Below are 12,528 nucleotides of genomic sequence, written 5' to 3'. Positions count from 1 at the left end.
GGCAGCTCCTACAGGTTTTTGTGTACACCTGTAGGAGCAGCCGAAGGCTGCGATCTTTTGATTTTTAGCTCTGTTGTGCTGCTTTCAGACATTTCAAATCATTGAAATCCTTGCGAACCCCTTCGATTTTCTTCAGCAATTGCTGCCGTTGCGCCGGCGTGCTCTCGACCATTAAGTCCACGAACAGCGACCGCGCCTGGGCTTCGGTGTTGGCGTAGGCCTGGCGATAGGCGGGTGTCCACAACGTCTCTCGATTGACCAGAAGCGTCTCGATGCGCTGTGGGAATTGCGGGCTCTGGCGCTGCGCGACCGCCGCACTGAATTGCTTTTGCCAATGGACGCGGTTAGCGATCCATTGCGTGTTCTGATCGCCCAAGGCATTCGACCAGGCGACTACTCGTTGCTGTTGCGTCGGGCTGAGCGGGCCGAGCCAGTCATTCAAGCGTTTTTCCATGCGTTCGCCACGCTCCTTGATTTGCTGATCAAGCGACGGTTTGAGGTATTGCTCCTGTCGTTTGCGCTGGTCTTTGGCGAAGGCGTCGTTCATTTCCGCGACTTGCTTGTCATTCAGCCCCTGCAACAACTCGATGGCCGACGGGGTGATTTCCCTGGCCGTCTGAGCGATGGCCTGTTTGGCCTCCTGGGTGCGGGCTTGCAGCGCAGCGTCGGTGACCTGGTTGCGCTCGACCATGTCCTGCAAGCGGTCCAGCCAGTCGAGGTAGCCCGGCAGTTGCGTGGTGCAGTGCCAGCTCAGGTGCTCGCGGAGGCGTTCGTTGAACCAGTCTTTCTGCTCGCCGTTCATATTCAGGTAGTCGCCGAGCGTCCACGGGATGATTACGTCGAGATTGCGATAGGCCAGGCCCACGCGGCTGCACGCACCGAGGGCAAGACAGAGGGAGATAACAACGGTGAGACACTTCAACCAGCGCGACATGGGCAAGTCCTTGCGAATGCGTGGGTTCTCATGTGGACGCGGGATGAGCCCGCCAGTTCAGCCTATCAATAGAAGGCATGTTGAGCTTTCAGGGTGACCAGGCCATCGCACTGGCTGTTGTGCCCGGAATAGGCGGAACAGTCGCTGCCGCTGAGGCTGGAGTCGCTGTAGATCAGGTCCAGGTCGATGCCCATGAATGGACGGGAGAGCTTCACTGACCAATCGGTGAAACTGCCGACATATCCACCCTCGACGGACACCGGAGCGTTGAGCTGGTGAGTGGTGTATTTCATGCTGACCCCGATGCCGAAGGGCTGATTCCCGCTCAGGTCGGCGAATACCGTGCTGTTCCGTTTATCCGGATCGTTACTGAACGCCGCGCCGAACCGACTGCCCAGCAGGGTCAGGCCACCAAACAGCTCCTGGCTGTCGAGCGTCTCTACTGTCGGGTAGCTGTAATGGATCATGCCTACTTCGTACCCGAGGCTGTGATCGAAGGGCTGTTTAAAACCCATGTAGGAATCGACTTCGAGGTTGTTACCCGGACTCAAGCCCATGCTCGGTGACCATTGGCCCACGTAAAATCCGCTATTGTGGCTCAGGTCGAGACCACCGTGGAACGAGCCGGTGCTGGAAGGCTTGACCAGGCCCTGGGCCATACTGCGACTGGGGGTGGTGCCCAGTTTGAGATCGAAGTCGCCCAGCTCACGCTGGAAGATCTGCGCATTGGCGACCGAACACGCCAGCAGGCTGGCGAGCAGGAACAGAGAGGGTTTGAGCATGCGTCACTCCATGAACAGCGAGAAACAGGAAAAAAACCTGCTGAAACGCTTGATCTAGACGTGTGCAAGGATACCGGCGAATGCTCGGCATTGATGGCCGTTCGTCGATTTTTGATGGATGGATGTTGGGCGGGGTGTTGCAGGAGGGTTCCAGTCCAAGCGCTTCGAAGCTCAAAGCGCTTAGGGACCAGTTATCGCGGAGAAATCGTGTAGAGTTACTTTTTGCCCAAGGTGATCTGCTTGGACGGGCCGAATGTCTGGCCGCTGACGCCTTTGGCAATTTGCTGGATCTCGCCGCCGGACTTGAGGAACGCAGCAATCTGGTTGTTGATCGATTCGCTGGTTTCAACGGCTGGAGCTGGCTTTGCTTTGCTGTTGGATGCTTTTACACGCATGGCGGCCATTAACCTGTAGAAATTAACTTGGCCAGGCATAGTACAGGAAATACTTGACAATTGCTTGATAAATATCCCCCCGAAATACAGATCGCAGGTGAGTAATGTATCGCGGGTTATTGTTCGGGAAATGCCCCTAAGCTGCTGTTTTAACTAAAAAGAACAGTGGGGAACTAGCGATTTTTGCCTGACTGGCAGGCGCGAGCAGTGTCAGTGTGGTCTGACGAGTGGCCAGGCGTGCGGGATAAAAATCAGGAAAATTAAGGGCTTCAGAGGATTTTCCTGCGCCATCGGGCTGGCCGCCGAACGCGACCCGCAAAACCGGGTAGAATGCCGCCCACGCAATGAGGGTATTGGACATGGCTTTAATCGGGCGTTACAACAGTTTGCAAGTGGTTAAACACACTAACTTCGGTTTATATCTGGACGGTGGCGCGGACGGCGAAATCCTCCTGCCCAATCGTTATATTCCCAAAGATATTCCCAGCGAAGATGAAGACTGGCTCAACGTTTTTATTTATCTGGACAGCGATGACAAACTCATCGCAACTACCGAAAAACCGAAAGTGCAGGTCGGTGAATTCGCCAGTTTGAAAGTCGTTGAAGTCAACAGTATCGGGGTTTTCCTGGATTGGGGCTTGCCGAAGGATCTGTTGCTGCCGTACTCCGAAGAAAAGCGTCAGATGACCGCTGGCGAGTATGTCGTGGTGCACGTCTACCTCGATAAACACACCCGCCGCATCACGGCGACGGCGCGTCTGGACCGCTACCTGGACAAGACGCCGGCCAACTACACCCCGGGCCAGGAAGTTGACCTGCTGGTCGCCGAAGCCACCGACATGGGGTTCAAGGCGATCATCAACAACAAGCACTGGGGCCTGATCCACAAGAACGAAATCTTCAAGTTCATGCGCGCCGGTAAAGAAGAAAAGGGCTTTATCAAAGAAGTCCGGGCCGATGGCAAGATCAGCCTGAGCCTGCAACCGGTCGGCGAGGAAGCTGCCACCAGCCTCAACTCGAAGATCCTCGCCAGGTTGCGCGACAACAACGGCACGCTGCCGGTGAGCGACAAGAGCGATCCGACGGTGATCACCAGCATGTTTGGCGTCAGCAAGGGCAACTTCAAAAAGGCGATTGGTGCGTTGTACAAGAACGGCCAGATCGTCATTCATGCCGACCGCATCGAACTGAGCTGACGGCCCCCCGTAGGAGCTGCCGCAGGCTGCGATCTTTTGATCTTGATCTTTGAGAGTCAAAAGATCGCAGCCTGCGGCAGCGCCTACAGTATGCATCCGGCAAAAATCCCCGGTTCACCCCAAGTACGCTCCCGCAAAATGACGCAACCAGGAATCCCAAGGTCTTTGGCAGGCGGCATTTTCTGGCCATCTGGTTAATAATCGGCCGCACAATTTTTCGCCCCGGCGCTCTCTCGGCAAAAAACCGGGGCTTTGCTTTTACTGTCGAGTCACTGCCATGGATTGTGTTGTCGAGGTGTTCCGGTGAGCGCCGCCCGGCGTAGCGCCGACGGGTTTGCCCTGCAAGTGATGATGGGGCTGTGCCTGATCTGGGGCGTTCAGCAAGTGATGATCAAATGGGCGGCGCCCGACATTGCTCCGGTCATGCAAGCGGCGGGGCGGTCGGGTATCTCCGCATTGCTCGTAGGACTTTTGCTGTGCTGGAAGGGTGGTTGGGATCAGGTCGGCAGTACCTGGCGCGGCGGTTTGCTGGCCGGTTCACTGTTCGGCCTGGAGTTTTTCTTCATTTCCGAAGGCCTGCAACTGACCACGGCCGCACACATGTCGGTGTTCCTTTACACCGCGCCGATCTTTACCGCGTTGGGTGTTCACTGGCTGTTGCCCAGTGAACGTTTAAGGCCTGTGCAGTGGCTGGGCATTTTCCTGGCTTTCGTCGGGATTGCCATCGCATTTGCCGGTGGAGTGTCTTGGGACAATCTCGATCAGCGCATGCTGCTGGGCGATGCATTGGGCGTGCTGGCCGGCGCGTCCTGGGGCGCGACTACAGTGGTGGTGCGCGCTTCGCGCCTGTCGGAAGCGCCGGTGACCCTGACCCTGTTTTATCAACTGATCGTCGGTTTCGTCGGCCTGCTGCTGATCGCAATCCTCAGCGGCCAGGTCGGCCACGTCAGCCTGACCACTGTGGCGGTGGCCAGCGTGCTGTTCCAGGGATTGGTGGTGTCGTTCTTCAGTTACCTGACCTGGTTCTGGCTACTGCGCCGGTATCTGGCAGCTAACCTGGCGGTATTTTCCTTCATGACGCCGTTGTTTGGCGTCACGTTCGGCGTGGTGCTGCTGGGTGAGGAATTGAGTCTCAACTTCGTCGTCGGCGCGGTGCTGGTGCTATTGGGCATCACCTTTGTCAGTGCTGAGCAGTGGGTGCGCCGTCGTCTACGCAAAGCCCTGGGGCAGTACTGACGGTGGCGGGTAGCAAAGCACCGAATGCGTGGATCAAGCGGCGACAGACGGTCTATCCGGCGGCCTGACTCACGTTCAGCTGATGACTTGAACTAACGGTCAGGTATTTGGATCAATTCAGTAACAGATCATTGCCACTTTTGGCGAGCATTGCGCAGGACTTCGGACTATTATCAGTGCGAAGGGGCTACAGAATTTTCAGCCGCTCGGCACTACCCTGAAGGGGGCACCATGAAAGAGAAAATCCAAAACTGGCTGCATGACCTGGGTGTCGCACTCGGTTTGATCGAACCGCCTCTGCAACCTGTACCTATTCGTACTGACGACGAACAGCGCCGACGCCAGCAGCGTCGCCGGTAACGCGTCAAGGTCTGAAAAGATCGTCCGAACGCGGCCCGAGCCTTCGGCAGCTCCTACAGTGGAGCAGTGTAAAGGTTGCGATTGCGAGTGCTCCTGTAGGAGCTGCCGAAGGCTGCGATCTTGGCGGTCTACAGGTTCCAATAACAGGGCGGTTTTCAGTCCCGCCCAAGCGCCATCAAAAACCGGCTCAAGTCATTCACCGTCCTGGCCGTCTTGAGCATTTGATCTTCTTCGGCGGTAAACGCCGTCAAACCCAGCTCATCTTCCAAATGGAAGATCAGTTCTTCGATATCCTCCTTGTCCAGTCCCAGCTGCGCCAGGCTGGTGTTGTCGTCGAAGTCATCCTGACCCTCCAGCAGGTGGCTGATGAAGCGATGCATGGCGGCACGTACGGCGGCTTTTTTCATGGTTTTCTTCGAGGGCGTTATTGTTGTTGTCCCTGCGCTTGAGTACAGCAGGCTTCAACCGTGCGAGCGCTGCCACTCGTCAATCATCGTGCGTAAATGCTCCCCGGAAAAACTGCCGAAATGCCCGCCGTGCACCGTGCGGATCGGCAACGCACGCAAGCGCTGCAGGCTGCGGGCGTAGTCGTCGAGGTTAGAGTGGTAGGCGTCTTCGATCAGCGGCCCGTCGTAGATGATGTCGCCACTGAACAGCGTTTCGGTCGCCGCCTCGTAAAGGCTGATGCCGCCCGGTGAATGCCCCGGTGTGTGCAGCACCTGCAGCGTGCGGTTCCCCAGATCCAGCACGTCGCCTTCTTCAATCATTCCCGTGGCCGGTGCGGCCTTGACCCGGTATTCGGCGTAGCACAGCGGGCAGTCGGGGTGAGCCTCGAACATGTCGTCACCGACAAAGGCCGTGCTGAGTGTGTTGTCACCGTCCGGCGCGGCGAGGATCTGCGCTTCAGCCGGGTGCACCAGGCGCTCGGGGAATTCGTGATGGCCGGCGATGTGGTCGAAATGGCAATGACTGGCCACTGCCACCAGTGGCCGTTCGGTGATCCACGGCAACTGCTCGCGCAGGCTCACCAGCCCGGAACCGCTGTCCAGCAGCAAGTCCTTGTCGCGGCCCTGAATGTGCCAGAGATTGCAGCGGTAGAAGGGGCGAATGTAAGGCTCGTGAATCAATCGGACGCCGTCGCTGAGCTGTTTGACCTCGAACCACTGATCGCGGCTGACGATTTTCATTGGCAGTTTCCTTCAGGCGAAAAAAAACGAGTGTGGCAACCGACGCCACACTCGTCGAAGAAAAAACTTAATCCATTCTTTTCAGCTTAGACGGCGCTCGCTACCGCTACCGGACGGCGGGACAGCAAGCTGACCATGACGAAACTCACCAGGCCGACGCCAAGGCTGTAGTAGATCGGGGTGTTGGCGTCCATTCCGTCCTTGATCATGAACACCAGCGCGGTGGCAAAACCCAGGCCCATGCTGGCGATGGCGCCGGCAGTGGTTGCACGCTTCCAGAAGATCGCACCGATCAGCGGGATCAGCATGCCGCCCACCAACAGGTTGTAGGCCAGGGTCAGGGCGCTGATCACGTCATTGACCACCAGCGCGATGCCGAGTACGACGATGCCGGTGAGCAGGGTGAACAGGCGGTTGATCCCCAGGCTCGACTGTTTGCCGCCGCGCAGTTTCGGCAGCAGGTCTTCGGTCAGGGTGGTGGACGCAGCCAGCAGCCCGGCGCTGGCGGTGGACATCATGGCGGCCAGTGCAGCAGCGATCACCAGGCCACGGATACCGTCCGGCAGCGACAGTTTGACGATAGCGGCGAAGGCATTGTTGACGTTGTCCAGATCCGGAATCAGCACATGAGCAGCCATGCCGATCAGGGCGCAGGCCAGACCGTAGAAGATGCAGTAGATACCGGCGAACGTACCGGCGTACTGAGCGACTTTGGCGGTCCTGACGGTGAACACACGCTGCCAGATGTCCTGGCCGATCAGGATCCCGAAGAAATAGATCATGAAGTAGGTGATGATGGTGTCCCAGCCGATGGTGGTGAAGCTGAAAGCGGCCTCCGGCAGTTTCATCACCAGTTCATCCCAGCCGCCGACGCGGTACAGGCAGATCGGCAACAGGATGAACATCAAGCCAACGGTCTTGATCACGAACTGCACGATGTCGGTCAGGGTCAGGGACCACATGCCGCCGATGGCGGAGTAGACCACCACCACGCCACCGCCGAGCAGTACCGAGATCCAGAATGGCAGGCCGAACAGCACTTGCAGCACGGTGCCGATCGCCAGGATCGAGGTTACGCCGATCATCAGCGCGTACGCCAGCATGATCGCCGCGCTCGCCGAACGGGCCATCGGGTTGTAGCGTTTTTCCAGGACCTGGGTAACGGTATAGATTTTCAGCTTCAGCAGCGGTTTGGCGAGGAACAGGTTCAGCGCCACGATCCCGCAACCGAGTGCGGCGCAGAGCCAGAAACCGGAAATGCCATGGACGTAGCCCAGGCGCACGGTGCCGACGGTGGACGCGCCACCCAGGACGGTTGCGGCCATGGTGCCCATGTACAGCGTAGGGCCGAGGTTACGACCGGCGACCAAGTAGTCTTCGTTGGTCTTGGCCTTGCGCATGCCGAAGTAGCCGAGTACCAGCATCGCGGCGGCGTAAATGAGAACGACGAATAAATCCAAAGCCATGATGGCGTGTCTCCGATTGTCTTTTTTATGGTGAGGCGAAAAATCAATCCCTGTGGGAGCGTGGCTTGCCCGCGATGGGTGCGCCGCGATCTTCCAGACTGACCGCGTTATCGTTCATCGCGGGCAAGCCCGCTCCCACAGGTAATGCGTTGACCACAGGTAGTGCGTTGAATCAGGCGGTTTGTCGCAGCGCCGGTTTACCGAGCGAATCCGTGCCCTTGCTACGTGAATCATTCGGCCCGAACACCGCCGCCGGTTCCGGGAACAGGCTTAGCAACGCCAGGTACACCAGCGACGCCAGGCCGAGAGTGACCGGCAGGCTGATGTCGATGCCGCCAGCCAGGTTGCCCAGCGGACCCACGAACTGCCCTGGCAGGTTCACAAAGCACAAACCAACCAGCGCACTCGGGATCCATGCCCCCAGCCCGCGCCAGTTCCAGCCGTGGGTGAACCAGTAGCGGCCACCTTTTTCGCCGCGGGTGAACACTTGCAGGTCATCCGGGCAGTAGAAGCCGCGACGCACCAGCAGACCGATAATCATGATCACCATCCACGGCGTGGTGCAGGTGATGATCAGCACGGCGAAGGTCGACACGCTCTGCACCAGGTTCGCGGCGAAGCGTCCGATGAAGATGAAGGCAATCGACATCACGCCGATCAGCAGCGTGGCCTTGACCCGCGACAGTACCCGTGGGAACACGCTGGACATGTCCAGCCCGGTGCCATAGAGCGAAGTGGTGCCGGTGGACATGCCGCCGATCACCGCGATCAGGCACACCGGCAGGAAGAACCAGCTCGGCGAGACCGCCAGCAGACCGCCGACGTAGTTGTTGGCCGCGATGTAGTCCGGCGCCTTGATCGCCACGATGGTGGCAGTGGTCAAACCGAACAGGAACGGGATGAAGGTCGCGATCTGCGAGATCACCACGGCCGCCATGATCCGGCGCTTGGAGGTGTTACGCGGGATGTAGCGCGACCAGTCGCCGAGGAACGCGCCGAAGGAAATCGGGTTGCTCATTGCGACCAGCGCCGCGCCGATGAAGGCCGCCCAGAAACCCGGTTGCCCCAGGCTGACGGTGCCGGCGAAGTTCACATCGAAGGGACCGGAGAACGCGAAGATACCCAGCAGGAACAGCAGGCTGGCGCTCCACACCGCGATCTTGTTGACCCACAGCAGGAAGCGGAAGCCATAGATGCAAACGGTCAGCACCAGAATCGCGAACAGACCGTAGGCCAGCCCCAGGGTCAGGTCGGTTTCCGGAAGACCGATCAGGCGTTTGGCACCACCGATCAGCGCATCCCCCGAACTCCACACCGAGAGCGAGAAAAAAGCGATGGCAGTCAGCAACGACAGAAACGACCCGACGATCCGCCCGTGCACGCCGAAATGCGCACCGGAAGACACGGCGTTGTTGGTGCCATTGAGCGGGCCGAACAGGCCCATGGGCGCGAGGATCAGCGAGCCCAGCAGCACACCGAGCACAATCGCCAGGACGCCCGCCTGGAAAGACAGGCCGAACAGTACCGGGAAACTGCCGAGCACGGCGGTGGCAAACGTGTTGGAACCGCCGAAAATCATCCGGAACAAGTCCGTCGGGCCTGCGGTGCGTTCGCTGTCCGGGATCTGTTCGACCCCGTGGGTTTCAATCTGCGTAAGGCTTGGGTCGTTGTTGTTGTTATTCATGATCAGCTCCGATCATAAAGGCGCGCTCATCGTGCGTGAGCGTCACCTGTTTGGCTAAGGGGATGGCAGCCCTTCCGGCATCGCGGACAAATGTTCGTGGCAGGCCAGCCATGGGCCTTGTTGTTGTCGGCGAAACACAATCGTCTCGCGCTCCTGGCTGAAGTGTTGCTCCCCTTGCATGCGCAACTCGGTGGCCACGTCATGGATAAAAATCGCCACGTCACCCTGCAGGCTGACGAAGGCGTTGCTCGAGATGCATGACAGCACCTCGAAGCCATCCTCGGTCCGCCAGCCGTCCCACAGTGCCTGATAGGCATCGCGCGACAGCAAAGGCTGTTCGAGGGTGTAGAAGACGAAGCTGGCATCGGCGCTGAACGCGCCGAAGTAGGCTTCGCGATCGTTACGGGCAAAGGCGGCTACCAGATCGGCAGCGGCCTGGAGTACCTGATCACGTTCGTGCATGCGATCCTCAGCGGTGGGTCACACCCGGCAGTACGCAGAGCATTTCGTACAGCAGGTTGGCGGCCAGCAGCGAGGTGTTGCCGGTGGTGTCGTATGCGGGCGAGACTTCTACCAGATCGCAGCCGATCAGGTCGAGGCCTTGGCAGCCGCGAACGATTTCAATCGCCTGAATGGTCGTCAGACCACCGATTTCCGGGGTGCCGGTACCTGGCGCCCAGGCCGGGTCGATGCCGTCGATGTCGAAACTCAGGTACACCGGGCCGCCGCCGACTTTCTCGCGAACTTCGGCCATCAAAGGGGCCAGGGATTTGTGCCAGCACTCTTCGGCCTGAACCACACGGAAGCCTTGTTTACGGCTCCAGTTAAAGTCTTCGGAGGTGTAGCCCTGGGCGCGCAGACCGATCTGCACCACGCGATCGCAGTCGATCAGGCCTTCTTCGGCGGCGCGACGGAAGGTGGTGCCGTGGGCGATTTTCTCGCCGAACATGTGATCGTTGACATCGGCGTGGGCGTCGATGTGCACCAGGCCGACCTTGCCGTGCTTCTTGTGGATGGCACGCAGGATCGGCAGGGTGATGGTGTGGTCGCCGCCCAGAGTCAGCGGGATCACGTTGTGTTCGAGAATGGCGTCGTAGGACTCTTCGATGATCCGTACAGCGTCCAGCAGGTTGAACGTGTTGATCGCCACGTCACCGATGTCGGCCACTGACAGCGAATCGAACGGGGCAGCGCCGGTGGCCATGTTGTACGGGCGGATCATCACCGATTCAGCGCGGATTTCACGTGGCCCGAAGCGGGTACCGGGACGCAGGGAGGTGCCGATGTCGAGCGGCACGCCAACGAAGGCGGCGTCGAGGCCGGCAGCGGTAGGCACATGGGGGAGTCGCATCATGGTGGCGATGCCGCCGAAGCGCGGCATTTCGTTGCCGCCCAGTGGTTGGTGAAGAATCTTGTCCACGGGTAGGGCCTCATCGTCGTTGTTTTATTTATGTCGGTTGCGCAGGTCTGGGAAGACACGGGCACCGCTGTGGGCCGATTCTGCGAAATGTAGTGGCGGGGAAGAATCGCTACGGGCAAATACTTAGTTCAGATTTTTCTAAACTAATGGCGGAGGGGGAGATAGACTTCTCCCATGATCCTGCGATGGGTCGAATTGTGCAGTACCTGTGGGAGCGAGCTTGCTCGCGATGAGGGAGTGACAGTCAACATCAACATTGATTGACCCACCGCTATCGCGAGCAAGCTCGCTCCCACAAGGATTTGCATTGATACGAGCACTGCGCGTCCCCCCGAGATCGGAGCCCCCATGGCCAACGCTTTACCCGACCTGAAACTGTTGCGCATCTTCGTCAGCGTGGTCCGCCATCAGGGGTTCGCCAACGCCCAGCAGGAGCTCAACCTCTCGACCTCGGCCATCAGCACTTACATGAGCCAGCTCGAGGCCGCCCTCGGTCTGGTGCTGTGCCATCGCGGTCGCGGCGGCTTCAGCCTGACCAGCAAGGGAGAATTGTTCCATCAGGAAACATTGCGTCTGCTCGGCGAACTCGAAGGTTTCGAGCAGTACGCCGCCGCCCTCAAGGGCGAACTGCGCGGTACGCTGAACCTGGGGGTGATCGATTCCACCGTCAGCGACAAGGCCCTGCCCTTTGCCGAAGCCATCGGCGCCTACACCCAGGAGCATCCGGCGGTGCATTTGCACTTGTCGGTCATGAGCCCTTACGAACTGCAGCTCGGCGTGCAGGACAATCGCCTCGACCTGGCCATCGGCGCGTTCTCCACGCGCATGAGCGGGCTGGTCTATATGCCGCTGTACCGTGAGCAGCACTGGTTGTATTGCAGCAGTCGGCATCCGCTGTTCACCGAGCGGCGTATCCCCGAGCAGGTCATCACCCAGCAGCGCATGGTCGGCCGGGGTTACTGGAGCCAGGCGGAACTGGCGCGCCATGGTTTCAAGCACAGCGCGGCAACGGTGGAAAGTATGGAAGCGCAGCTGATACTGGTGCTGTCTGGCGCCTATATCGGTTACCTGCCGGAACACTACGCCCAGGCTTGGGCCGACAAGGGCGACTTGCGGGTGCTGCTGCCGGCGACGTTCGGTTATCAGGCACCGTTTTCGATGATCGTGCGCCGTGGGCGCAGTCGCGAGCCGCTGATCCAGACCTTTCGCGACTTGCTTAAAGCGCAACTGAATCAGGCTTGAGAAGATGTCCAGAATCCAATGCCCGCACTGCCTGCGCCCACACAGTCATTGCCTGTGCCCGCTGATCCCGAGTCTCGATAGCCGCACTCGGGTATTGCTGCTTCAGCATCCGAGCGAAGTGAACCATGCGCTGAACACCGCACGGTTGGCGGCGTTGGGGTTGAACAATGCCGAATTGATCGTGGGCGAGGTGTTCGAGGCGTTGCCGGCCTTGTTGAATCAACCGGGCTACCAGGCGCGGCTGTTGTTTCCTGCCGACGATGCGCAGCCGTTGCAGGCGTACACCGAAACCGAGGAGCCGCTGTTGCTGGTGGTTCCGGACGGCACATGGCGCAAGGCGCGCAAGATGCTGCACCTCAATCCGTTGCTGGCGGCGTTGCCCAGAGTGACCCTGGTTGAGGGGGGCGTGTCGCGATATCGGCTGCGCAAGGCACCGGGACCGGGGGCGTTGTCGACGGTGGAGGCGATTGTTCAGGCGTTGCAGACGCTGGAAGCACCCGTCAGTTTTGAACCGTTGTTAAAGCCGTTCGAAGCGTTGATCGAGGGGCAGATTGCGGCGATGGGGGAGGAGACTTTTTTACGCAATCATGGGCCGAAATGATCGTTGCCTTTGCGGGCCCCATCGC

The 12,528-nt window shown here is 59.4% G+C and carries 15 protein-coding genes; 5 read left to right on the top strand and 10 right to left on the bottom strand.

Annotated features, from left to right (window positions below; all coding sequences use genetic code 11):
* Nucleotides 1-64: 64 nt before the first annotated feature.
* From ACA067_RS24695 to ACA067_RS24680, 4 genes are all read right to left on the bottom strand, one after another.
* Nucleotides 65-934: a DUF6279 family lipoprotein gene (locus tag ACA067_RS24695; RefSeq protein ID WP_497458904.1), complete on the bottom strand. Its 870-nt coding sequence runs from the start codon at nt 932-934 to the stop codon at nt 65-67.
* Nucleotides 935-999: 65 nt separating this feature from the next.
* Nucleotides 1,000-1,716, bottom strand: coding sequence for a TorF family putative porin (locus ACA067_RS24690; protein WP_497458903.1), 717 nt, complete (start codon nt 1,714-1,716; stop codon nt 1,000-1,002).
* A 215-nt stretch (nt 1,717-1,931) separates the two neighbouring features.
* Nucleotides 1,932-2,120: a PFL_1563 family small protein gene (locus ACA067_RS24685; RefSeq protein WP_017337097.1), complete on the bottom strand. Its 189-nt coding sequence runs from the start codon at nt 2,118-2,120 to the stop codon at nt 1,932-1,934.
* 127 nt (nt 2,121-2,247) lie between these two features.
* Nucleotides 2,248-2,472: a hypothetical protein gene (locus ACA067_RS24680; protein ID WP_497458902.1), complete on the bottom strand. Its 225-nt coding sequence runs from the start codon at nt 2,470-2,472 to the stop codon at nt 2,248-2,250.
* On the opposite strand from ACA067_RS24680, the gene ACA067_RS24675 reads away from it, so the two are divergent.
* From ACA067_RS24675 to ACA067_RS24665, 3 genes are all read left to right on the top strand, one after another.
* Entirely contained in the window at nt 2,471-3,307 is an 837-nt protein-coding gene (locus ACA067_RS24675; protein ID WP_497458901.1) for a CvfB family protein, read from the top strand. The two genes, ACA067_RS24680 and ACA067_RS24675, sit on opposite strands and share 2 nt — an antisense overlap.
* 303 nt (nt 3,308-3,610) lie before the next feature.
* Nucleotides 3,611-4,543 (top strand): DMT family transporter, encoded by a 933-nt coding sequence (locus ACA067_RS24670; protein WP_497458900.1) that lies wholly within the window; start codon nt 3,611-3,613, stop codon nt 4,541-4,543.
* 231 nt (nt 4,544-4,774) lie between these two features.
* Nucleotides 4,775-4,903 (top strand): PA1414 family protein, encoded by a 129-nt coding sequence (locus ACA067_RS24665; protein WP_007914492.1) that lies wholly within the window; start codon nt 4,775-4,777, stop codon nt 4,901-4,903.
* 155 nt (nt 4,904-5,058) lie between these two features.
* On the opposite strand, the gene ACA067_RS24660 is transcribed toward ACA067_RS24665, so the two are convergent.
* From ACA067_RS24660 to speB, 6 genes are all read right to left on the bottom strand, one after another.
* The gene (locus ACA067_RS24660; protein ID WP_497458899.1) at nt 5,059-5,310 is read right to left on the bottom strand and encodes an acyl carrier protein; all 252 of its coding nucleotides are present in this window, start codon (nt 5,308-5,310) and stop codon (nt 5,059-5,061) included.
* A gap of 54 nt (nt 5,311-5,364) precedes the next feature.
* On the bottom strand, nt 5,365-6,090 hold the full coding sequence (locus ACA067_RS24655; protein WP_497458898.1) for an MBL fold metallo-hydrolase: 726 nt from the start codon (nt 6,088-6,090) through the stop codon (nt 5,365-5,367).
* An 86-nt stretch (nt 6,091-6,176) separates the two neighbouring features.
* On the bottom strand, nt 6,177-7,556 hold the full coding sequence (locus ACA067_RS24650) for a sodium:solute symporter family protein (protein ID WP_497458897.1): 1,380 nt from the start codon (nt 7,554-7,556) through the stop codon (nt 6,177-6,179).
* Between the two features lie 172 nt (nt 7,557-7,728).
* Nucleotides 7,729-9,240, bottom strand: coding sequence for a purine-cytosine permease family protein (locus ACA067_RS24645; protein WP_497458896.1), 1,512 nt, complete (start codon nt 9,238-9,240; stop codon nt 7,729-7,731).
* 54 nt (nt 9,241-9,294) lie between these two features.
* The gene (locus ACA067_RS24640; protein ID WP_497458895.1) at nt 9,295-9,702 is read right to left on the bottom strand and encodes a YybH family protein; all 408 of its coding nucleotides are present in this window, start codon (nt 9,700-9,702) and stop codon (nt 9,295-9,297) included.
* A 7-nt stretch (nt 9,703-9,709) separates the two neighbouring features.
* Nucleotides 9,710-10,660, bottom strand: coding sequence for an agmatinase (gene speB / locus ACA067_RS24635; RefSeq protein WP_150766619.1), 951 nt, complete (start codon nt 10,658-10,660; stop codon nt 9,710-9,712).
* A 348-nt stretch (nt 10,661-11,008) separates the two neighbouring features.
* Between speB and ACA067_RS24630 the strand changes: the two genes are divergently transcribed.
* Both ACA067_RS24630 and ACA067_RS24625 read left to right on the top strand, forming a co-directional pair.
* Entirely contained in the window at nt 11,009-11,902 is an 894-nt protein-coding gene (locus tag ACA067_RS24630; protein WP_064679167.1) for a LysR family transcriptional regulator, read from the top strand.
* 4 nt (nt 11,903-11,906) lie between these two features.
* Nucleotides 11,907-12,503 carry a tRNA-uridine aminocarboxypropyltransferase gene (locus tag ACA067_RS24625; RefSeq protein WP_497458894.1) on the top strand — a complete coding sequence of 199 codons (597 nt, stop codon included), beginning with the start codon at nt 11,907-11,909 and terminating at the stop codon, nt 12,501-12,503.
* The last annotated feature ends 25 nt before the right edge of the window (nt 12,504-12,528 follow it).

The organism is Pseudomonas sp. LBUM1674 (genome assembly GCF_059695635.1).
Note: the sequence above shows the minus strand (reverse complement) of the source record. Positions and strands in the feature narration are given on the sequence as shown.